At 68.5% G+C, this 22567-nt stretch carries 9 protein-coding genes; 6 read left to right on the top strand and 3 right to left on the bottom strand.

Going from position 1 to position 22567, the window contains the following annotated elements:
- The first annotated feature begins 3 nt into the window (after nt 1-3).
- The 6 genes from AC1RR5_RS19240 (at nt 4) to AC1RR5_RS19265 (ending at nt 10927) form a co-directional block, all read left to right on the top strand.
- Complete coding sequence (locus AC1RR5_RS19240; RefSeq protein WP_492923993.1) at nt 4-3135, top strand: multidrug efflux RND transporter permease subunit; 3132 nt, start codon at nt 4-6, stop codon at nt 3133-3135.
- Complete coding sequence (locus AC1RR5_RS19245) at nt 3132-6320, top strand: efflux RND transporter permease subunit (RefSeq protein WP_492923995.1); 3189 nt, start codon at nt 3132-3134, stop codon at nt 6318-6320. The genes AC1RR5_RS19240 and AC1RR5_RS19245 overlap by 4 nt, the downstream gene beginning before the upstream one ends.
- The gene (locus tag AC1RR5_RS19250; protein ID WP_492923997.1) at nt 6317-7738 is read left to right on the top strand and encodes an efflux transporter outer membrane subunit; all 1422 of its coding nucleotides are present in this window, start codon (nt 6317-6319) and stop codon (nt 7736-7738) included. The genes AC1RR5_RS19245 and AC1RR5_RS19250 overlap by 4 nt, the downstream gene beginning before the upstream one ends.
- Before the next feature lie 68 nt (nt 7739-7806).
- Entirely contained in the window at nt 7807-9006 is a 1200-nt protein-coding gene (gene pcaF, locus AC1RR5_RS19255) for a 3-oxoadipyl-CoA thiolase (RefSeq protein WP_492923999.1), read from the top strand.
- Entirely contained in the window at nt 8958-10160 is a 1203-nt protein-coding gene (locus AC1RR5_RS19260) for an acyl-CoA dehydrogenase family protein (RefSeq protein WP_492924115.1), read from the top strand. The genes pcaF and AC1RR5_RS19260 overlap by 49 nt, the downstream gene beginning before the upstream one ends.
- Nucleotides 10160-10927, top strand: a complete 768-nt coding sequence (locus AC1RR5_RS19265; protein WP_492924001.1) for an HTD2 family dehydratase — start codon at nt 10160-10162, stop codon at nt 10925-10927. The genes AC1RR5_RS19260 and AC1RR5_RS19265 overlap by 1 nt, the downstream gene beginning before the upstream one ends.
- A 6-nt stretch (nt 10928-10933) precedes the next feature.
- On the opposite strand, the gene AC1RR5_RS19270 is transcribed toward AC1RR5_RS19265, so the two are convergent.
- The 3 genes from AC1RR5_RS19270 to AC1RR5_RS19280 all read right to left on the bottom strand — a co-directional run bounded on the left by AC1RR5_RS19270 (nt 10934) and on the right by AC1RR5_RS19280 (nt 22381).
- A complete protein-coding gene (locus AC1RR5_RS19270) occupies nt 10934-12802 on the bottom strand; it encodes an FkbM family methyltransferase (protein ID WP_492924003.1) in 1869 nt (622 codons plus the stop codon).
- Nucleotides 12799-14817 carry an O-linked N-acetylglucosamine transferase, SPINDLY family protein gene (locus AC1RR5_RS19275; protein WP_492924005.1) on the bottom strand — a complete coding sequence of 673 codons (2019 nt, stop codon included), beginning with the start codon at nt 14815-14817 and terminating at the stop codon, nt 12799-12801. The genes AC1RR5_RS19270 and AC1RR5_RS19275 overlap by 4 nt, the downstream gene beginning before the upstream one ends.
- Before the next feature lie 154 nt (nt 14818-14971).
- Nucleotides 14972-22381, bottom strand: coding sequence for a beta strand repeat-containing protein (locus tag AC1RR5_RS19280; RefSeq protein ID WP_492924007.1), 7410 nt, complete (start codon nt 22379-22381; stop codon nt 14972-14974).
- Between the last annotated feature and the right edge of the window lie 186 nt (nt 22382-22567).

The following is a 22567-nucleotide window of genomic DNA, read 5'->3' on the forward strand; positions in this document are numbered from 1 at the left end:
GCGATGAACCCCTCGCGTCCCTTCATCCAGCGGCCGGTCGCCACGGCCCTGTTCATGGCGGCCATCGTCCTGGCTGGCTTGGTCGGCTTCCGGCTGCTGCCGCTGTCGGCCCTGCCCCAGGTCGACTACCCCACCATTCAGGTCCAGACCCTGTACCCCGGGGCCAGCCCCGAGGTCATGAGCCAGACCGTCACCGCCCCGCTGGAACGCCAGCTGGGCGAGATGTCGGGCCTGGCCCGGATGAGCTCGGTCAGTACGGCCGGCGCCTCGATCGTCACCCTGCAGTTCAATCTGGGTGAGACCCTCGACGTCGCCGAGCAGGAGGTGCAGGCCGCCATCAACGCCAGCGGCTCGCTGCTGCCGGCCGACCTGCCCGCCCCGCCGGTCTACGCCAAGGTCAATCCGGCCGACGCGCCGGTGCTGACCCTGGCCATCACGTCAGACACCCTGCCGCTGACCGAGGTGCAGAACCTGGTCAACACCCGCCTGGCGCAGAAGATCAGCCAGGTCTCGGGCGTCGGCCTCGTGTCGCTCTCCGGCGGCCAGCGCCCCGCCATGCGCATCCAGGCCGACACGCAAGCCATGGCCAGCTACGGCCTGACCCTGTCGGACGTGCAGACCGCGATCAGCGCCAGCAACGCCAACAGCGCCAAGGGCAGCTTCGACGGCCCGACCCGCAGCTATACGATCAACGCCAACGACCAGTTGCTGTCCGTTGACGACTACAAGAACCTGATCGTCAGCTACAAGGACGGCGCGCCGATCCGCCTGTCGGACATCGCCCAGGTCGTCGAGAGCGCCGAGAACACCCGCCTGGGCGCCTGGGCCGGCAAGACCCCGGCCATCATCGTCAATGTCCAGCGCCAGCCCGGCGCCAACGTCATCAAGACCGTCGACGCCATCAAGGCCAAGCTGCCGGAGCTGCAAGCCGGCCTGCCCGCCACCCTGGACGTCCGCGTCCTGGCCGACCGCACCACCGGCATCCGCGCCTCGGTGCACCATGTCGAGATGGAGCTGCTGCTGGCCGTCGCGCTGGTGGTGCTGGTGATCTTCTTCTTCCTGCACAGCCTGCGCGCGACGGTGATCGCCAGCCTGGCCGTGCCGATCTCACTGATCGGCTCGTGCGGGGTGATGTACCTGATGGGCTTCTCGCTGAACAATCTCAGCCTGATGGCCCTGACCATCGCCACCGGCTTCGTCGTCGACGACGCCATCGTGATGATCGAGAACATCACCCGCCACCTCGAGAAGGGCGAAAAGCCCATGGCGGCGGCGCTGAGAGGCGCGCGCGAAATCGGCTTCACGATCATCTCGCTGACCATCTCGCTGATCGCCGTGCTGATCCCGCTGCTGTTCATGGGCGACGTCGTCGGCCGCCTGTTCCGCGAATTCGCCATCAGCCTGGCCATCACCATCCTGATCTCGGCCGTGGTCTCGCTGACCCTGACGCCGATGCTGTCGGCCCGCTGGCTGAAGCCGCACGAAGGCCAGAACCCCAAGGGGATCGCCAAGAAAAGCCAGGACCTCTTCGAAAAGGTCGAGGCCCGCTACGAGAAGGCCCTGGCCTGGGTGCTGCTGCGCCAGAAGGCCACCCTGGTCGTCGCTGTGCTGACCCTGGTGCTGACCGGCCTGCTCTATATGGTCATCCCCAAGGGCCTGTTCCCGACCCAGGACACCGGCCAGCTGCAAGCTCGCACCGAGATGTCCCAGTCGGTCTCGTACGACCGCATGGCGGCCCTGCAGCAGCAGGCGGCCGAGGCGATCATGGACGACCCGGCGGTCGAGAACGTCGCCTCGTTCATCGGCGTCGACGGCGCCAACAACGCCATGCTCCACACCGGCCAGATGCAGATCAACCTCAAGCCCGACCGCTCGGGCTCGCAGGAGAAGATCATGCAGCGGCTGCGCCAGCGCGTGGCCGAGGTGCCGGGTGTGACGCTGTACCTGCAGCCCACCCAGGACCTGACCATCGACGCCGAGACGGGCCCCACCCAGTACCGCCTGTCGCTGGAAGGCGCCGACACCGCCACGATCAAGGAATGGGCCGGCAAGCTGACCGCCGAGCTGGCGCATGTGAAGGCCGTCCGCAACGTCTACAGCGATGCCTCGGCCACCGGCCAGGCGGCCTATGTCGATATCGACCGCGACACCGCCGCGCGTCTTTCCATCACCGCCTCGGACGTCGACGATGCGCTCTACAGCGCCTTCGGCCAGCGGATCGTCTCGACCATCTTCACAGAGACCAACCAGTACCGGGTGATCCTTGAGGCCAAGCCCGGCGTCCTGACCGACCCGACCACCTTGGGTAACCTGAACCTCAAGACCGGCGGCGGGTCTCCTGCCCCGCTGTCGGCGTTCTCGACGATCAAGACGCAAGCCTCGCCGCTGCAGGTCACCCACGTCGCCCAGTTCCCGGCCACGACGATCGGCTTCGACACCGCCCCCGGCGTCTCGTTGGGCCACGCGGTCGACGAGATCCGCAAGGCGATGAAGGCGATCGACATGCCGGTGGCCGTCACCCACACCTTCCTGGGCGCGGCGGGGGCCTATCAGAACTCGCTGTCCAATCAGCTGTGGCTGATCCTGGCGGCCGTAGTCTGCGTCTACATCGTGCTGGGCGTGCTCTATGAGAGCTACGTTCACCCGCTGACCATCCTGTCGACCCTGCCCTCTGCGGGCGTGGGCGCCCTGCTGGCCCTGTGGATCACCGGCAACGACCTGGGCGTCATCGGGATCATCGGCATCATCCTGCTGATCGGCATCGTCAAGAAGAACGCGATCATGATGATCGACTTCGCCATCGACGCCGAGCGCGAGCAAGGCAAGAGCCCGCACGACGCCATCTTCCAGGCCGCCGTGCTGCGCTTCCGGCCGATCTTGATGACCACCTTGGCGGCCCTGTTCGCGGCCGTGCCCTTGATGCTGGGCTTTGGCGAAGGCGCTGAGCTGCGCCGGCCGCTGGGCATCGCCATCTTCGGTGGCCTGCTGCTCAGCCAACTGCTGACCATCTTCACGACCCCGGTCGTCTATCTGGCCTTCGACCGTCTGGCCCCGACCGCCAAGCGCGAGCGCCGCGAAGAGGGCCCGCATCCCGACCGCATCGATCCGGACCCGATCCCGGGGGCGCCGTCGTGAACCTGTCGGGACCCTTCATCCGGCGGCCGGTCGCCACTATCCTGCTGACCATCGGCGTGGCGCTGGCGGGCATCTTCGCCTTCTTCGTGCTGCCGGTCTCGCCCCTGCCGCAGGTGGACTTCCCGACCATCTCGGTCTCGGCCAACCTGTCGGGCGCCAGTCCCGAGACCATGGCCTCCAGCGTCGCCACGCCGCTGGAACGCCGCCTGGGCACGATCTCCGGCGTCAACGAAATGACCTCGCAGAGTTCGACGGGCTCCAGCCGGGTCACCTTGCAGTTCGACCTGAACCGCAAGATCGACGGCGCCGCGCGCGAGGTGCAGGCCGCGATCAACGCCGCCCGCGCAGACCTGCCGGCGACGCTGCGCAGCAATCCGACCTATCGCAAGATGAACCCGTCGGACGCGCCGGTGATCATCCTGGCCCTGACCTCCAACACCAAGACGCCCGGCCAGATCTACGACGCGGTTTCCAACATCGTCGCCCAGCGCATCGCCCAGGTGACCGGCGTCGGCGATGTCGAGATCGGCGGCGGCTCGCTGCCGGCCGTGCGGATCTCGGCCAACCCCTTCCTGCTGAACCAGTACGGCGTGGCCATGGAAGACGTCCGCGCGGCGATCCAGTCGGCCAACGCCAACCGCCCCAAGGGCGCGCTGGAGGGCAACGGCCAGCGCTACCAGATCTACACCACCGGCGCGGGCCGCAAGGCCGCCGACTATGCCGGCCTGGTCGTCGCCTGGCGCGGCGGCGCGGCGATCCGCCTGTCCGACGTGGCGACCGTCACCGACAGCGTCGCCGACACTCGCACGCTAGGCCTCTTCAACGGCAAGCCGGCCATCATCGTGCTGATCACCGCCCAGCCCGGCGCCAACATCATCCAGACGGTCGACAGCGTCCGCGACGCCCTGCCCGAGCTGCGCGCCCAGTTGCCCAGCGACATCACGGTCGACGTCGCCAGCGACCGCACCAACTCGATCCGCGCCTCGCTGCACGAGATCGAGATCACCCTGCTGATCTCCATCGTCCTGGTCATCGTGGTGGTCAGCGTCTTCCTGCGCAGCGCGCGGGCGACCTTCATCCCGGCGGCGGCGACCATTGTCTCGCTGCTGGGAACGTTCGGGGTCATGTACCTGCTGGGCTTCTCGCTCAACAACCTCAGCCTGATGGCCATCACGGTCGCGACCGGCTTCGTGGTCGACGACGCTATCGTCGTGCTGGAGAACACCGCCCGCCACATCGAGAAGGGCATGGACCGCTTCGAGGCCGCCCTGCTGGGCGCGCGGGAAGTGGGCTTCACGGTGCTGTCGATCAGCATCTCGCTGGTCGCCGTCTTCATCCCCCTCCTCTTCATGGGCGGCCAGGTTGGGCGGCTGTTCCGCGAGTTCGCCGTCACCCTGTCGGCGGCAGTGCTGATCTCGCTGGTCATCAGCCTGACCACCACGCCGATGATGTGCGCCTACCTGCTACGTCCCGAGAAGAAGGAGAAGGAAGGCCGCCTGGCCCGCTTCTTCGAGCGCGCCTTCGACCGCGTGCACAAGATGTACGAGCACAGCCTGGACTGGGCCCTGGCCGCCAAGCCGCTGGTCATCCTGATCCTGGTCGCCGTCATCGCCATGACCGCCTGGCTCTACATCGCCGTGCCCAAGGGCTTCTTCCCGCAGCAGGACAGCGGCCAGCTGAACGCCGGCATCCGCGCCGACCAGTCGGTCTCGTCCCAGGCCATGCAGAAGAAGCTGCGCCAGGTGGTCGGCATCATCGACAAGGACCCCGCGGTCGACACCGTGGTCGGCTTCACTGGCGGCGGCCGGGCCGGCGGCGGCTTCCTGTTCGTGAACCTCAAGCCGATCGGCGAGCGCAAGGAGAAGGGCTCGGACGTCATCGCGCGCCTGCGGCCGCAGCTGCAGAAGGTGACCGGCCTCAACGTCTTCCTGAACCCGGTGCAGGACCTGCGCATGGGCGGCCGGCAGAGCAACTCGACCTACCAGTACACCCTGACCAGCGACTCGAGCGCCGCCCTCAAGGAATGGTCCGGCAAGCTGGCCGAGGCCATGAAGGGCCATGACGACGTGTTGACCGACGTCGACTCCGACCAGCAGGAGAACGGCGTCGAGACCTTGGTGACCATCGACCGCGACAGCGCCTCGCGCCTGGGAATCACGCCGCGCGCGGTCGACAACGCGCTGTACAACGCCTTCGGCCAGCGCCAGGTCGCGACCATCTACGAGGACGTCAACCAGTACGCCGTGATCCTGGAGTGGCAGCAGAAGTTCGCCCAGGGTCCCGAGGCGCTGAACGACGTCCACGTGCCGACCCGCCCCTCGGGAACGGCGACGGCGACCGGTCCCAGCGTCAATCCAGCCTTGCGTGACCAGTCGACCGGCTCGGCCCTCAACACCGCCGCCACGGCCATGACGCCGCTATCGGCCATCGCCAGCGTCTCACAGAACGCCACCCCGACCTCGGTCAACCACCAGAACGGCGAGCTGGCCACGACGGTCTCGTTCAACCTGGCCGAGGGCAAGTCGCTCAGCGACGCCCAGGCCGCCGTCGCCGCGGCCGAGGCCGAGATCGGCATGCCCACCAGCGTGCGCGGCAGCTTCCAGGGCCAGGCCCGCCAGGCCAACGACCAGATGAAGCAGCAGCCGCTGCTGATCCTGGCCGCGATCGTGGCGATCTACATCGTGCTGGGCATTCTCTACGAGAGCTACGTCCACCCGATCACGGTGCTGTCCACCCTGCCCGCCGCTGGCGTCGGCGCGGTTATCGCCCTGCTGATCTTCAAGATGGAGTTCTCGATCATCGCCTTGATCGGGGTCTTCCTGCTGCTGGGCATCGTCAAGAAGAACGCCATCCTGATCATCGACTTCGCCCTGGACGCCCAGCGCAGCCGAGGCCTGACCGCCCAGGAAGCCGCGCGCGAAGCCAGCCTGTTGCGCTTCCGCCCGATCCTGATGACCACCCTGGCCGCAGCCCTGGGCGCCCTGCCCCTGGCCATCGGTTTCGGCGAAGGCGCCGAGCTGCGCCGCCCGCTGGGCGTGGCCATCATCGGCGGCCTGATCGCCAGCCAGCTCCTGACCCTGATCACCACCCCCGTGGTCTATGTCTATCTCGACCGTCTGCGCGGCAAGGCGCGCGACAAGGACGAGCGGCATCTGACCCACCACGCGCCGGAACCCGCTCGATGACCCGCTTTCTCCATCTGATCGGCGCGGCCTCGCTGCTCGCCCTCGGCGCCTGCTCGATGACGCCGGCCTACGAGACGCCCGCCCTGAAATCCGCCCCGCCGGCCCAGTTCAAGGCCATGGAGGGCTGGAAGACCGCTACGCCGTCCGACCACCTGGATCGCGGCGACTGGTGGACGCTGCTCGGCGATCCGCAGCTGAACGCCCTGGCCGAGCGGGTGAAGGTGGACAACCAGACCATCGCCGCCGCCGAGGCCGCCTATCGCCAGGCCAGAGCGCTCGTTCGCGAGCAGCGCGCCGGCCTGTTCCCCAGTATCGACCTGTCGGGCTCGGCCACCAAGTCCGGCGGCGGCGGCACCAAGACCACAACGTCGGCCGGTGGCGCCACCAGCGCCGGCGACACCCAGCGCTATCAGGTCGGCATTGGCGCCAGCTGGGAGCCCGACGTCTGGGGCCGTATCCGCGCCGGCATCAGCGGGGCCAAGGCCTCGGCCGACGCCAGCGAGGCTGACCTCGCCGCCGCCCGTCTCTCCGCGCAAGGCGAACTGGCGACCAGCTATCTGGGCCTGCGCCGCGCCGACGCCGAGATCGCCATGGTCCAGTCCACGGTCGAGGGCTACCAGCGCAGCCTGCAGATCACCACCAACCGCTACAACGCCGCCATCGCGCCCAAGTCGGACGTGCTGCAGGCCCAGAGCCAGCTGGCCAACGCCCAGTCGACGCTGGAGGGCTTGGTCCAGGACCGCACAGCCTTCGAGAACGCCATCGCCGTTCTAGTCGGCGAGCCGGCCAGCGGCTTCCGCCTGGCGGCAGTTGCCAATTGGCAACCGGTCGTGCCCGAGATCCCGGTCGGCGTGCCCTCGGCCCTGCTGGAGCGCCGTCCCGACGTCGCCGCCGCCGAGCGCCGCGTGGCCGCCGCCAATGCCGACATCGGCGTGGCCCGCGCCGCCTTCTTCCCGACCTTCAACCTCAGCGCCGACGGTCGCTCGACCGCCAGCCGGCTGGGCGACCTGTTCGCGACCACGGCCAACACCTGGTCGCTGGGCCTGACCGCCGCCCAGACCCTGTTCGACGCCGGCGCTCGCCGCGCCCAGGTCGCCCAGAGCCGCGCCGCCTATGACCAGACGGCCGCCAACTACCGCCAGACGGCCCTGCAGGCCTTCGAGGACGTCGAAAACCAGCTGACCGCCGCCCGCACCCTGGAACGTCAGTACGCCCTGCAACTGACCGCCTCCCAGGCGGCCGACCAGACCGAGCAGATGCTGCTGAACCAGTACAAGGCCGGCCAGGTCGCCTACACGGACGTCGTCGCAGCCCAAGCCTCGGCCTTGTCGGCGCGGCGGACGCTGGTGACCACGGCGGTGTCGCGCCAGACGACGGCGGTGGCGCTGGTCCAGGCCCTGGGCGGCGGCTGGCGCTGAAAACTAGTTGAGGCCCCGGCCGCGCGACTCTAACACTTGTTTGAGCGCGACGATCCGGGAGCCTTCGCATGACGACCGCCTATCTCTGTGACGGGATCCGCACGCCGATCGGCCGCTATGGCGGCGCGCTATCCAAGGTCCGCGCAGACGACCTGGCGGCGATCCCGCTGAAGGCCCTGGCGGCGCGCAACGCCGGCCTCGATCTCTCCGCCATCGACGAGGTGGTGCTGGGCTGCGCCAACCAGGCTGGCGAGGACAACCGCAACGTCGCGCGCATGGGCCTGCTGCTGGCTGGCTATCCGGTCGAGGTTCCGGGCGTGACGGTCAACCGCCTGTGCGCCTCGGGCCTGGAGGCCGTCGGCTATGCCGCCCGCGCCATCCTTTCCGGCCACAACGACCTGGTCATCGCCGGCGGCGTCGAGAGCATGAGCCGCGCGCCGTTCGTGATGCCCAAGGCCGACAGCGCCTTCGCCCGCAACGCCGAGATCTACGACACCACGATCGGCTGGCGGTTCATCAATCCGGCGATGCGCCAGCTGTACGGCGTCGACTCAATGCCCGAGACCGCCGAGAACGTCGCCGCCGACTATGGCGTCAACCGCGAGGACCAAGACGCCTTCGCCCTGCGCAGCCAGCAGCGGGCGGCGGCCGCCCAGGCGAGCGGCTTCCTGGCCGGTGAGATCACCCCGGTCGAGATCCCTGGCAAGGCCGGCCCTACGATCGTCGACCGTGACGAACATCCGCGCGAGACCACCCTCGAAGCGCTCGCCAAGCTGAAACCCGTCGTCCGCGAAGGCGGCACGGTGACAGCGGGCAACGCGTCGGGCGTCAATGACGGTGCGGTGGCCATGATCGTCGCCTCCGAGGACGCCGTGAAGCGGCACGGCTTGACGCCTCGCGCAAGGATCACCGGCTATGCCACCGCCGGCGTCGCGCCGCGCGTGATGGGCATCGGCCCGGTCCCGGCGGTCCGTAAGCTGCTGGCCAAGACCGGCCTCGCCATCGGTGACTTCGACACGGTCGAACTGAACGAGGCCTTCGCCGCCCAGGGCCTGGCGGTCCTGCGCCAGCTCGGCCTGCCCGACGACGGCGCGCATGTGAACGCCAACGGCGGCGCCATCGCCCTGGGCCACCCGCTCGGCGCGTCCGGCGCGCGGCTGGTGCTGACGGCCCTGCGCCAGCTGGAAGCCACTGGCGGCAAGCGCGGCCTCGCCACCCTCTGCATCGGCGTCGGCCAGGGCGCGGCGCTGTCGTTCGAGCGCGTCTAGTGGACGCCGAACTGATCGAGGCCCTGCGACAGACGGTGCGGGCCCTGTGCCGCGACTTCCCGCCGCCCTACTGGCGCGCTCTGGACCGCGAGAAGGCCTATCCGACCGACTTCGTGGCCGCGATGACCAAGGCCGGCCTGCTGGGCGTGCTGATCCCGGAAGAGTACGGCGGCGGCGGTCTTGGCCTGACGGCAGCGGCGGCGATCCTGGAAGAGGTTCACGCCAGCGGCGGCAACGCCGCGGCCCTTCACGCCCAGATGTACACCATGGGCACGGTCCTGAGGCACGGCTCTATCGCGCAGAAAGAGACTTGGCTGCCCCGGATCGCCGATGGCTCTATCCGCCTCCAGGCCTTCGGCGTCACCGAGCCTACGGCCGGCACCGACACCACCTCGATCTCGACCTTCGCCCGGCGCGAGGGCGACACCTATGTCATCAACGGCCAGAAGGTCTGGACCAGCCGCGCCGAGCACTCCGACCTGATGGTTCTGCTGGCCCGCACCACGTCCAAGGACCAGGTCGCCCGCAAGAGCGAAGGCCTGTCGGTCTTCCTGGTCGACATGCGCGAGGCGAAGGGCAACGGCCTGACGATCAAGCCGATCGCCACCATGCTGAACCACGCCACGACCGAGGTCTTCTTCGACAACCTCGTCATTCCCGCCGACAGCCTGATCGGCGAGGAAGGCAAGGGCTTCCGCTACATCCTGGACGGCATGAACGCCGAGCGGATCCTGATCGGGGCCGAGTGCCTGGGTGACGCCGCCTGGCTGATCGGCAAGGCCCGTGACTACGCCAACAGCCGCGTCGTATTCGGCCGGCCAATCGGCCAGAACCAGGGCGTGCAGTTCCCGATCGCCCGCGCCTACGCCCAGGCCCACGCCGCGCGCCTGACGATCTATGATGCGGCCGCGCGCTACGACGCCGGGCAGCCGTGCGGCGAGCAGGCCAATATCGGCAAGATGCTGGCCTCGGAGGCCTCGTGGGCGGCGGCCGACATGTGCCTGCAGACCCACGGCGGCTTCGGCTTCGCCGAGGAGTACGACATCGAGCGCAAATTCCGCGAGACGCGCCTCTACCAGGTGGCGCCGATCTCGACGAATCTGATCCTGGCCTATGTCGCCGAGCACGTGCTCGGCCTGCCCCGGTCGTACTGATGCAGCGGCGGCGGACGGCGGTCCTGGCGGGTTCGGACCTGACGCGCCTGGCGGCGGTGCTCGACCGCCCCACGCCGACCGAAGTCCCGCCCGCCTGGCACTGGGCCTGCCTCGCCGAGCCTGTCCCGCGCGCTGACCTCGGCGCCGACGGTCATCAGAGGCGCGGCCTGTTCCTGCCGGCGATCGAAGCTCCCCGTCGGATGTTCGCTGCGGCTGACCTTCGGTTTACAAAACCGCTGCACCCCGGCCTCGAGACCGAGCTCGTCGAGGCCATCGCCAACGTCGAAGAAAAGCCGGGCGCGAGCGGCCCGCTAACCTTCGTCACCGTCGACCGAGCGTTCAGTCAGGCCGGCAAGGTCTGCGTCACTGAGCGCCAGACGATCGTCTACGCCGCTACTCCGCCCGCGCCGCGTACGCCCGATGACGAGCTTCCGCAGGCCGAGTGGTCCCACGAAACCCCCACCGATCCTGTGCTGCTGTTCGCCTTCTCGGCGGCGACCTCGAACAGCCACCGCATCCACTACGACCAGGCCTATGCGACCGACATCGAGGGTTACGCGGGCCTCGTCGTCCACGGCCCGCTGATCGCTTTGCTGCTGCTGGAGGCCATGCCCGCACGGCCGATCTCGCGCTTCTCGTTCCGCGCCCTGAAGCCCGCCTTCGCCGGCGAGACGATCACCGCCCACGGCCGGCTGACCGACGACGGTGCCGAGCTGTGGGCCACGAGCGGCGGCGCGGTGCTGATAAAGGCCCGCGCCGGCTTCTGACCCGCCCTACTCCTCCAGCGTCGACGTATCGAAGCCGTGATACAGCGATAGGAACCGGAACGGGTGGCCGGGCACGTATTCCTTGAACATCACGTTGTTGATGTCGGTGTTGGTGTCGAAAGCCCCGACCTTGGCCCCGGGCAGATGGATCGCCAGGTGGGCGCGGGCCAGGTTCAGGGCGACCTGGTCGATCCAGCGGGTGACGACCGCGCGCGACAGCCGGGCGTCCAGATAGGTCCGCAGCCAGCGCAACAGCACCGAGGTCGCCTCGGTCGGACGCGCCAGCACCAGATTGGCGGTGATCCGCGAGCCGGCCTGCATGTTGCGCTCGTTCTCGTTGATCACGAGATCGGCGTCGGCCCACTGCTGCAGAAGGTCGGCGACGCCGCGCTGCAGCAGCAGGTCGATGTCCGAGACGAACACCGGCCGTTGCAGCAGGTCCAGTAGGCCGCCCAGGCGCTGGAAGCGCACCGACTGGTAGTGGGCGACGGGAATCTCGATCAGGCCCTTGGGCGGGGCCTCGTAGCACTTGATCGTCACCTTGGCGGCGTCGAAGTCGTCGCCGGTGAAGACCAGTCGCGGGTCGTCTATCCGAACCGTCGCGGCCGCCTGGGCCAGACGCCCCGCGCCGCCGATCACGTGGATCACCACCAGGAACGGCACGTCGCCGTGCTTGATCACCGACAGGGTCAGCCAGCGGGCATAGAGCTCGACATACCGCTCGTCGGCGGCGGCGAAGAACACCACCCGGGCCCCCAGGGCGTCGGCGTGGGCCTTGAGCCCCTCGGCGTCCAGTGTCTTGCCGTCGCCAGTCAGGAAGGTCTGCGGACCATCGTCCGGCGCGGGCGGCGTCGGGCCGTCCAGATCGGCGCCAGTCAGGGCGTCCATCACCGCGCTGTAGTGGTGGATCCAGCCGACCCATTCCTCGCCCGGCGAGTCCACGTCCATGGCCGCCGCCTCGGCCAGGATCAGCTCGAACAGGTCCAGGCGCTGGCGCGTCGGGTGCTCGCACAGGATCAGGCTGGTGGCGTCGTGGTAGTATTTCATCCGGCCCAGCGGATGCAGTTTCCCGTGGTCGCGGGCCTGGGCCAGGGCCTGGACTAACTGCCCTTCGATATCGACCTTCGACGACGGCGGCGAGCTCTGGGGCGCGGCGCTGGTCACCTCGACACCCTCGAAGAAGCGGCCCAGCAGGGCCTGCATCATGGCGCGCGGCAGCGAAGCGCCCTCCCCGCCCAGGATCTCGAAGCGCAAGGCGCCACGCCAGCCGACCTGCAGCTCGAAGCGGTCCTGGGCCTGCTCCCAGACGGTCTCGCCGGGGAAAACCAGGTGCTCGACCTGTGGGGCCTTGGGCGCCAGCGTCAGCACGCCATCCAGATGGTCGACGCCCCAGCGGTGATGGGCGAAGCCGCGATGTGGTCCCTCGACCTTCAGCATCTCCAGATAGCGTGACGGCATGGTGATCCAGCCCGCCTCGGCCAGCAGCGGCAGGCGCTCGAGCAGCGTCGAGGGCCGGGCCAGCATCTGCATGACATGCAGCGCCACGACATAGTCGAAGCGGCCCTCGCGGGCGACCTGGGCCAGCAGGGCGCGATAGATGTCGGGATCGGAAAGGTCGCCGGTGAACGCGCCCACCGCCCCGCCAAGGGTCGCGTCGCACAGGTCGCTCGGCCACCCCGGCGGGCCGCCGCCGATCACCAGCACGCGGAAGCCGGGATCGGCGGCCTTGCGGCGACGCAGGTAGTCGATCAGCCCGTTCAGGGCGTTCAGCACCGCCAGGCGGCTGAACTGCGCCGGTCGGGCGACGCCGGGCGCGAACAGCGCGTCCATCCCCGGGGTGACCTCGACCGGAGCCTCCAGCGGCTCGCGGCTCACGAGCCTGCGTCCTCCCACAGCCGGCCGTCGGCGGGGATGGCCTTGACGCTGTGGCGACGAGCCAGTTCGTGGCGATAGAGGGCGTGCAGGTCGGGCTCGGCCTGCATCTCGCGATCGTCGCGATCCAGGGCCAGGCCGATCTCCAGATAGGTGCGCAGGTTGGCCAGGTTCGGCTGCGGGCGATTGCCGGCCTGATACTCGGCGATCATCTCGCCGTAGAGCTCTTCCAGCTTGCCGGCCAGCAGGTCCATGTCGAACAGCACGCAGGTGTCGCGGGTGGCCTCGAGCTGGGCGCGCAGAGCGCGGGCCTTCTCGGGGTTGGCCCCCAGTTCGACGGCCTTGTCGACATAGGCCTGGGCGCTGTCGACGACCAGCTCGGGCAGGCCGGCGCTGCGCACCAGGCTGCCGCAGACGCGCGAGGCGAAGCTCTTGCCCGACCAGGTCAGCACCGGCACGGCCATCCACAGCGCGTCCGAGGCCGTGGTGTGGGCGCCGTAGGGCGTGGTGTCCAGGAACAGGTCCGCCAGGCGGTAGCGCGCCAGGTGGAAGGCGTTCTGCAGCTTCTGGGCGAAGACCAGGCGGGTGCGATCCACGCCCCGCGCCTCGGCCGCGTCGCGCAGGCGGCCGTTGGTCTCGGGATTGTTGTCCAGCAACCACAGCACGCTGCCGGGCGTGCGCTTGAGGATCTCCATCCAGCGGTCGAAGACGAAGGGCGTGATCTTCTGCGTGCCATTGAAGCAGCAGAACACGAAAGCGTCCTCGGGCAGGCCGGCCTCGGTCCGCGTCGGCGCGACGTCGTTGACCTTCCGGCGGCGGTCGTTGGGCTGGTAGCAGGGGATCCGACGGACAGCCTCGGAGTAGTAGAGCTCCATCTCCGGCGGGATGATCCACGGATCGGCGACGATGTAGTGGTGGTAGTCGCTGCCCATCGTGCCCGGATAGCCCAGCCAATTGACCAGGATCGGGGCCGGACGGCGGGCGAAGACGGCCGTGCGGGCGTCGCGCGTGTGGCCGTTGACGTCGACCAGGATGTCGATCTGGTCATCGACGATGCGCTGGGCGGCTTCATCGTCCGACATCGGACGAATGTCGGTGAAGTGCTCGGCCGCGGCGCGAATGCGGGTGTTCAGGCCGTCGCTGGACTCCGGCCCGCAGTAGTAGGCGAAGACCTCGACCTTCGACTTGTCGTGCACCTCGAACAGCTCGGCCATCAGATAACCGACGGCGTGGTCGCGCAGGTCCGACGAGATGTAGCCGATGCGCGGGCGACGGCCCTTGATGTCGATCGGGGCGTCGCGGCGGTCGGCGCGGATCTGTTCGGGCGTGGTCTTGGACTCGCGCTCGATGAAGTGGTTGCCGGCCGCCAGCAGCAGCAGCGGGTCGTCGCTATAGGCCGAGATCGACAGCGGATTGACGCCGCGCAGCAGAGTCTCCCGGCTCAGGCGCTCGGTCGGCTGCAGGGCCGGCCACTTGCATTGGGCCAGACGAGTGGCGACCAGTTGGCCGATCACCTCCTCGGCGGTGGGGTCGAGGTCGGCGGCGCGCAGCAGGGCCAGCTCGGCCCGCGCGGGCTGCGAGATGTCGCCCAGCAGGCGGGCGATCTGCTTGAGGCAGGTGAAGGCGTAGTTCACGCCCATGCCGCTGGGAACGACGCTGCGGTTGGCTCCGGTCTCCCAGGTGGCCACGGCCATCTCGTGCAGGCCCGCCCGCTCCTGCAGGCCGCCCAGATTGACATAGGCGGGCATGAAGTCAGCGTTCAGCGCGATCGCCTGCTCCAGCGAGGCCGCCGCGCCGATGTTGTCGCCCAGGGCCGATTGCAGGATCGACCGATTGAACAGCGCCACGCACAGCTGCGGATGCTCGGGATTGAAGCGGATCCAGATCTTATAGGCCTGGTCGGCCAGGGCGGGTTGCCCCCCTGTCCCGAAGCGGGCGGCTATGGTGATCACTTCACCGAGCGAGCAACCCTCGGCGGTAAGCTTGCTGAGCAGATCCAGCGTATCGACGTCGGCCATTGTCTTCCTGATACCGATAAGCGGCGAGGGACAGGCGCGCGCAAAGGCGACGCGCGAGTCGGCGCAGCGCGATCATGGCATGGGGCTGGGGGCTCGACCAATGGCCGAGAGAGGGTTCGCCGCCCGCGCCGGTGGGCGCGAGCGGCGGCCGTTACTAGGTCGCGTTCAGGTACGAGACGATCTGGGCGTCGCTCAGGCTTTGCACCTGGCTCTGCGTCAGGGCGTTGGCCTGGGTCGGCGTCATCGCTTCGATGTTGGTCGTCGACAGGAAGTCCAGCTGGGTGGCGGTCAGACCCGGCAGTTGGCTGACTTCCAGCTGACCGACCTGGGTGGTGGTCAGCGCCGCGATCACGTCGGTCGACAGCTGGGCCACCTGGGTGGTGGCCAGCGAGGCCAGTTGCGTGCCGGCCAGGTCGGCCACGTCGGTCGCCGTCAGACCCTTCAGCTGCGACGCCGTCAGACCCTTGATCTGCGCCGTGGTGAGCGACGCGGTCTGGGTGGCGTCGAGGGCCGAGATGTTGGCCGACGAGATCGACTGCAGTTGCTGGGTGCTCAGCGCGCCGATCTGGGTGCCGACGAACTGACCGACGTCGGTGGCGTTCATCGCCCCGAGCTGGGTCGTGGTGATGGCCTTGACCTGGGTCTCGCTCAGAGCCGCCACCTGGGTGTCGGCCAGGCTCGAGAACGTCGTCGTGGTCATCGCCGCGACCTGGGTCGTGGCCATGGCGCCGATCTGGGTCACCGACAGCTCGCCCGCCTGGGCCGCGCTGAGCAGAACCACCTGGGCGGTGTTCAGCGCGCCGATCTGGGCCGTGGTCAGTTCGCCGATGTCGGTCGTCGACAGACCCTTCACCTGGTCGCCCGTGAGCGCCTTGATGTGGGTCGAGGTCAGCGAGCCCATCTGGGTCGCGTCCATCGCCGACAGGTTGGTGGTCGTCAGCGCGACCAGCTGGCTGGTGGCCAGGGACTGGATCATCCCGGTCGTCAGCTCGCCGATATCGGTCGTCGTCAGGTTCTTGATCTGATCGACGGTGATGCCCTTGATCTGCGTGGCGTTCAGCCCCGCCATCTGGGTGGCGTCCATCGCCGAGAAAGCGCTGGTCGTCATCGCGCCGATCTGAGCCGCCGACAGCGCCTGGATCTGGGTATCCGCCAGCTCGCCGATGTCGGTGGTCGTCAGGCCCTTCATGTGGGCGGTCGTCAGGCCCTTCAGCTGCGTCGCGGTCAGCACAGCCACCTGGGTGCTGTTCAGGCTCGAGAAGCCGCCGGAGGTCATGCCCGCCAGCTGGGTCGAGGTCAGGGCCTGGACCTGGGTGTCGGCCATGGCCGCGATGCTGGTCGCGTTCAGGCCGGCCATCTGGCTGGTCGTCAGACCCTTGACCTGATCAGCGCTCAGGGCGGCGATCTGGGTGTCGTTCAACTGGTTGAAGTTCGTCGACGAGATCGCCGAGATCTGGCCCGTGGTCAGGCCGCCGATCTGGGTGGTCGACAGCTCTTGCAGCTGGGTCAGGGCCAGGGCCCCGACCTGCAGGTTCGAGAGTGCGCCGATCTGGGTCGACGACAGCTCATCGATGTCGCTGACCGACAGACCCTTGAGTTGCGAGGCCGAGAGCGCCTGGATCTGGGTGTTGGCCAGGACAGCAACCTGGGTGTCGGCCAGGGCCGAGACACTGGCCGCCGACAGGTTCTTGATCTGGTCGACGGTCAGGGCCGCGATCTGGGTCGTCGTGAACTCGCCCACATCCGTCGCGTTCAGGGCCGCGATCTGGCTGGTGGCGATGCTCTTGATCTGAGTGACCGTGAGCGCCGCGACCTGCGTGGCGTCCAACGCCGAGAAGCTGCCCGTGCTCAGGGCCGACAGCTGCGTGCCGGTCAGGGCCTTGACCTGGGTGTCGGCCAGCTCGGCGATGTCGGTCGTCGTCAGGTTTTTGACCTGCAGGGTGGTGAGACCCTTGATCTGCGACTCGTTGAGCGCCGCCATCTGCGTGCCGTCCAGGGCCGAGAAGGCCGTGGTCGTCAGCGCCGACAGCTGGGTGGCGCTCAGTGCGGCGACCTGGGTATTGGCCAGTTCGGCGACATCCGTGGCGCGCAGCGCGCCGACCTGCTGGGTCGTCAGACCCTTCAGCTGGTTGGCCGTCAGCGACCCCATCTGGGTTGCGTCCAGGGCCTGAAGGGCCGAGGTCGTCAGGCCCGCGATCTGGGTCGAGGCCAGGGAGCCGATCTGCGTCGTCGAGAGCTGCGCGGCCTGGGTCGTGGCCAGGGCGGTGACCTGACCGGCGCTCAGGGCCGCGATCTGGGTGTCGACCAGTTCGCCGATGTCGGTCGTGTTCAGGCTTTGGATCTGAGCGTTCGACAGACCCTTCACCTGGGTGACCGTCAGCGAGGCCATCTGGGTCGCGTCCAGCGCCGACAGATTGCCGGTCGTCAGGGCGGCCAACTGGCTGGAGCTCAGGGCCTGGATCTGCGTGGTCGCCAACTCACCGATGTCGGTGGTCGTCAGGTTCTTCAGCTGGTCGACCGTAATGCCCTTGATCTGGGTAGCGGTCAGCGAGCCGAACTGGGTGGCGTCCAGGGCCGAGAAGCTGCTCGTCGTCAGAGCGGCGATCTGCGAGGTCGACAGCGCCTGGAGCTGAGTGGTCGCCAGATCGCCGACATCCGTCGTCGACATGTTCTTCAGCTGGGTCGCCGTGATGCCCTTGACCTGGTCGGCCGAGAGCGCGGCGACCTGGGTCCCGTTCAGAGCCGAGAAGCTGGTCGTCGTCAGGGCGCCGATCTGCGCGGTCGACAGCGCCTGCACCTGGGTATCCGCCAGGGCGGCGACGTTGGTGCTGGTCAGCGCGGCCGCCTGCTGGGACGTCAGCCCCTTGAGCTGAGCCGTCGTCAGGGCGCCGATCTGGGTGTCGTTCAGCAGCTGAACGTTGGTGGTCGAGAGCGCGCCCACCTGGGCGGCCGAAAGCCCGCCGATCTGGGTCGTCGACAGTTCCTGCACCTGGGTGCCGGCCAGCGAGCCGATCTGCAGGACCGACAGCGCGCCGACCTGGGCCGAGCTCAGTTCGTCGATGTCGGTAACCGACAAGCCCTTCAGCTGGGTCGCCGAGAGCGCCTGGATCTGGGTGTTGGCCAGGGCCGCGACCTGGGTGTCGGCCAGGGCCGAGACGCTGGCCGCCGACAGGCTCTTGATCTGATCGGCGCTCAGGGCCGCGACCTGGGTCGTCGCCAGCTCACCGATGTCGGTCGCACTCAGGTTCTTGAGCTGCGTCGCCGTGACGGCCTTCATCTGGGTCACGGTCAGCGACGCCACTTGGGTGGCGTCCAGGGCCGCGAAGGCCGTGTCGGTCAGGGACGCGATCTGCGAGGTAGTCAGCTGCGAGACCTGGGTCGTCGTCAGCTCACCGATGTCGGTCGTGGTCAGCGCCTTGAGCTGGCTGGCCGTGATCGACTTGATCTGGGTCTCGTTCAAGGTCGCCACCTGGGTGGCGCTCAGGGCCGAGAAGCCGGCCGTCGACAGAGCGGCCAGCTGGGTGCCCGCCAGGGCGGCCACCTGGGTGTCGGCCAGTTCGCCGACGTCCGTCGCGCTCAGGGCGCTGAGCTGGCTGGTCGTCAGGCCCTTCATCTGGGTCGTGGCCAGCGCGCCCACCTGGGTGGCGTCCCAGGCCGCGAACTTGGTCGCGCCCAGAGCGCCGATCAGCGTGGTGCTGAGGCCCTGGATCTGGGTCGTGGTCAGGTCATTGACGTTCAGCGCGGCGATCTGGACGCTCGAGAGCGCGCCAACCTGGGTATCGGCAAGTTCGCTGATGTCGGTGGTCGACAGACCGCCCAGCTGGCTGGTCGTCAGGCCCTTCATCTGGGTGACCGTCAGGGCCGCCGTCTGGGTCGCGTCCAGCGCCGACAGGTTCGCCGGCGTCAGGCTCTTGATCTGGTCGACGCTCAAGCCGCCGATCTGGGTCGTGGTCAGCTCGGCGACGTCCGTCGTGCTCAGGTTCTTCACCTGATCCAGCGTCACGCCCTTCAGCTGGCTGGTCGTCAGCGCGCTGAACTGGGTGGCGTCCAGCGCCGAGAAGCTGCTCGTCGTCAGGGCCGCGATCTGCGAGGTCGTCAGCTGGGAGACCTGCGTCGTCGTCAGCTCACCGACGTCGGTGGCGGTCAGCGCCTTGATCTGGCTGACCGTGATGGCCTTGACCTGGGTTTCGTTCAGCGCCGCCACCTGGGTGGCGTTCAGGGCCAAGAAGCTGCCGGTCGACAGGGCGGCGACCTGGGCGCCGGACAGGCCCTGGATCTGGGTGTCAGCGAGGGCGCTGACATTGGTGGTCGTCAGGGCGGCCGCCTGCTGGGTGGTCAGGCCCTTGAGCTGCCCCGCCGTCAGCGAGCCCAACTGGGTCCCGTCCATCAGCGTCAGGTTGGTCGAGGTGATCGCGCCAAGCTGGGTCGAGGTCAGACCGCCGATCTGGGTGGTCGACAGCTCCTGCACCTGGGTCGAGGCCAGGCCGGTGATCTGGGCGGCCGTCAACGCGCCGATCTGGGCCGAGGACAGCTCGTCGATGTCGGTGGTCGTCAGGCTCTTCAGCTGGGTGGCGTTCAGCGCCTGCAGCTGGGTGTTGACCAGCGCCGACACCTGGGTGGAGTCCATGGCCGAGATGCTGGCGGCCGACAGGCTCTTGATCTGGTCGACGGTCAGCGAACCGATCTGGGTCGAGGTGAACTCGCCGATGTCGGTGGTCGACAGGTTCTTCAGCTGGGTGGCCGTCAGGGCCTTGATTTGCGTCGTTTCCAGCGCCGCGACCTGCGTCGCGTTCAGCGCCGCGAAGCCGGTGTCGGTCAGCTGCGACACCTGAGCGGTCGTCAGCGCCTTCACCTGCGTATCGGCGAGCTCGCCGATGTCCGTCGCCGACATGGCGCGCAGCTGGCTGGTCGTGAGACTCTTCATCTGAGTCTCGGTCAGCGCCGCCATCTGGGTGCCGTCCAGGGCCGTGAAGGCCCCGGTGGTCAGAGCCGCCAGCTGCGTCGCGCCCAGGGCCGCGACCTGGGTCGTGGCCAGTTCGGCGACGTCGGTCGCGTTCAGGCCCTTAACCTGGTCGACGGTCAGGCCCTTGATCTGGGCCGCGCTCAGGGCGCCGACCTGGGTCGCGTCCATCGCGGAGAAGTTGCTGGCCGAGAACGCGCCCACCTGGCTGGCGCTGAGGCCGCCGATCTGGGTGACCGACAGGCTCTTCACCGCGGTCTGGCTCAGCGCCGCCAACTGCGAGTTCGCCAGCGCCTGGACCTGGGTGTCGGCCAGTTCGCCGACGTCGGTTGCGTTCAGCGCGCCGATCTGGGCGGTCGTCAGCCCCTTGATCTGGGTGGCCGTCAGGACCGCGACCTGGGTGTCGGCCAGGGCCGAGATGTTGCTCGTCGAGAGCGTCTTGATCTGGTCGGCGGTCAGGGCGCCGATCTGGGTCGTCGTCAGCTCACCGATGTCGGTGGTCGACAGACCCTGCAGCTGGCTGGTCGTCAGGCCCTTGATCTGGGCGGTCGTCAGGGCCGCCATCTGGGTGGCGTCCAGCGCCGACAGGCTGCCCGTCGTCATCGCGCTCATCTGCGCGGTCGACAGCGAGGCGATCTGGGTGGTCGACAGCTCGCCGACGTCGGTCGTCGTCAGGCCCTTGATCTGGCTGGCGGTCACGCCCTTCAGCTGATCGGTCGTCAGGGCCGCGACCTGCGTCGCGTTCAGCGACGAGAAGCTGGCGGTGTTGATCGCGCCCACCTGGGCGGCCGACAGCGCGCCCACCTGGGTGTCGGCCAGATTGCCGATGTTGGTGGTCGTCAGCGCGGCCAGCTGCTGGGTCGTCATGCCCTTCAGCTGCAGCGCGCTCAGCGAACCCATCTGGGTCGCGTCCATGACCACGAGGTTGGTCGTGGTGATCGCGCCCACCTGGCTCGAGGTCAGGCCGCCGATCTGGGTCGCCGACAGCGCATTGACCTGCGTACCGGCCAGGGCGGCGATCTGCGAGGTCGTCATCGCGCCCACCTGGGCCGCCGACAGCTCGCCGATGTCCGTGGCGTTCAGCGCCTTCACCTGGGCGACCGTCAGGGCCGCCATCTGGGTGGTGGCCAGCAGCGCGACCTGAGTGGTGCTCAGCGCCGAGACGCTGGCGGTCGTGAGGTTCTTGATCTGGTCAACGGTCAGGGCGGCGACCTGGGTATCGGCCAGTTCGCCGATGTCGGTCACGCTCAGGCCGGCCACCTGCTGGGTGGTCAGGCCCTTGATCTGGGCCGCCGTCAGGCCGGCGACCTGGGTCTCGTCCAGCGCCGAGATGTTGCCGGTCGTGACGTTGGAGAGCTGGGTCGTGCTCAGCGCGCCGATCTGGGTCGCCGCCAGCTCGCCGATGTCGGTCGTCGTCAGCGCCTTCAGCTGGCTGACGGTGATGCCCTTGACCTGGTCGGTCGAGAGCGCCGCCACCTGGGTCAGGTCCAGGCCCGAGAAGGCGCTCGTGGTGAGCGAGCCCAGTTGGGTGGCGCTCAGCGCGCCCACCTGGGTGTTGGCCAGCTCGCTGACATTGGTGGCGTCCAGCGCCCCCAGCTGCTGGGTGGTCACCGCCTTGATCTGGGTCTCGTTCAACGAGCCGACCTGGGTGGCGTCCAGCGCCTTGAAGGCCGAGGTCGTCAGGGCCGCGACCTGGGTCGTGGCCAGGGCGGCGACCTGGGTCGTGGCCAGGGCGGAGGCCTGGGTCGTGGCCAGCAGCGCGACCTGCGCGGTGGTCAGCGAGCCGATCTGGCCCGTGGTGAATTCACCGATGTCGGTGGCGTTCAGCGCCTTGACCTGGTCGGCGGTGACGGCCTTGATCTGATTGGCCGACAGGCCGGCCACCTGGGTGGTGTCCAGAGCCGAGAAGGTGGCGGGCTTCAGCGAGGCGATCTGCTGGGTCGTCAGGGCGCCGACCTGGGCCGCCGATAGCTCGCCGACGTCGGTCGCGTTCAGGCCATTGATCTGGCTGGTGGTCAGCGACGCGATCTGGTTGGTGCTGAGGACCGAGATCTGGGTCCCGTCCATCGCCGAAATATTGGTGGCCGAAAGCGCGGTCAGGCGATCGGTCGAGAGATAAGAAATCTGGGTGCCCGACATCTCGCCGATGTCGGTGACCGAAAGACCCTTCACCTGGGCGACGGTCAGGCCCTTGACCTGGGTCTCGTTGAGCTGGCCGACCTGGGTGGAGTCCAGCCCCGAGAAATTGGTGGCCGACAAAGCGCCGATCTGGGTCGAGCTGAGGACGGCGATGTGCGAGGTGTCCAGCGACGCCAGCTGGGTCGAGGTGAGCGCGGAAACCTGGTTGGTCGAAAGCTGGGTCAGCTGGGTGACGTCGAAGGTCACCGAAGTGGCGAACTTCGGGATCTGCGTCGTGGTGAGCGCCTTGACCTGGGTCGCGCTGAGCGCGGCGACCTGGGTGTCCGCGAGCGCGCCGATGCCGGTCGCGCTGATAGCGGCGATCTGTGATCCGTTGAGGGACTGGATGTCCGTAGTGGACAGGCCCTGGATCGCGGTGACCGAGAGAGCCGTAATCTGCCCGACGGAGAGACTCGAGATCGCCATACATTCATCCTTGCTGATGAACGCGCCCCAGCGCGCGCCCGAAGCAATGTGAAGACGCCCCCCAAAACGCAAGCGCCTCAATCAAGCCACACTACGGCCCGACGGGCGTAACCTTATTTCCTTTCCAAGTCCTTTCAACGAGACATGCGGCCGCAGACGACATTCCTGGGCTCGCACGGCTCCAGA

Source organism: Caulobacter sp. GW821-FHT11E11 (assembly GCF_058808315.1).

Coding starts and splice junctions, on each gene's coding strand:
- AC1RR5_RS19240 (WP_492923993.1), top strand. CDS start 4: ATGAACCCCTCGCGTCCCTTCATCCAGCGGCCGGTCGCCACGGCCCTG.
- AC1RR5_RS19250 (WP_492923997.1), top strand. CDS start 6,317: ATGACCCGCTTTCTCCATCTGATCGGCGCGGCCTCGCTGCTCGCCCTC.
- pcaF (WP_492923999.1), top strand. CDS start 7,807: ATGACGACCGCCTATCTCTGTGACGGGATCCGCACGCCGATCGGCCGC.
- AC1RR5_RS19265 (WP_492924001.1), top strand. CDS start 10,160: ATGCAGCGGCGGCGGACGGCGGTCCTGGCGGGTTCGGACCTGACGCGC.
- AC1RR5_RS19275 (WP_492924005.1), bottom strand. CDS start 14,817: ATGGCCGACGTCGATACGCTGGATCTGCTCAGCAAGCTTACCGCCGAG.
- AC1RR5_RS19280 (WP_492924007.1), bottom strand. CDS start 22,381: ATGGCGATCTCGAGTCTCTCCGTCGGGCAGATTACGGCTCTCTCGGTC.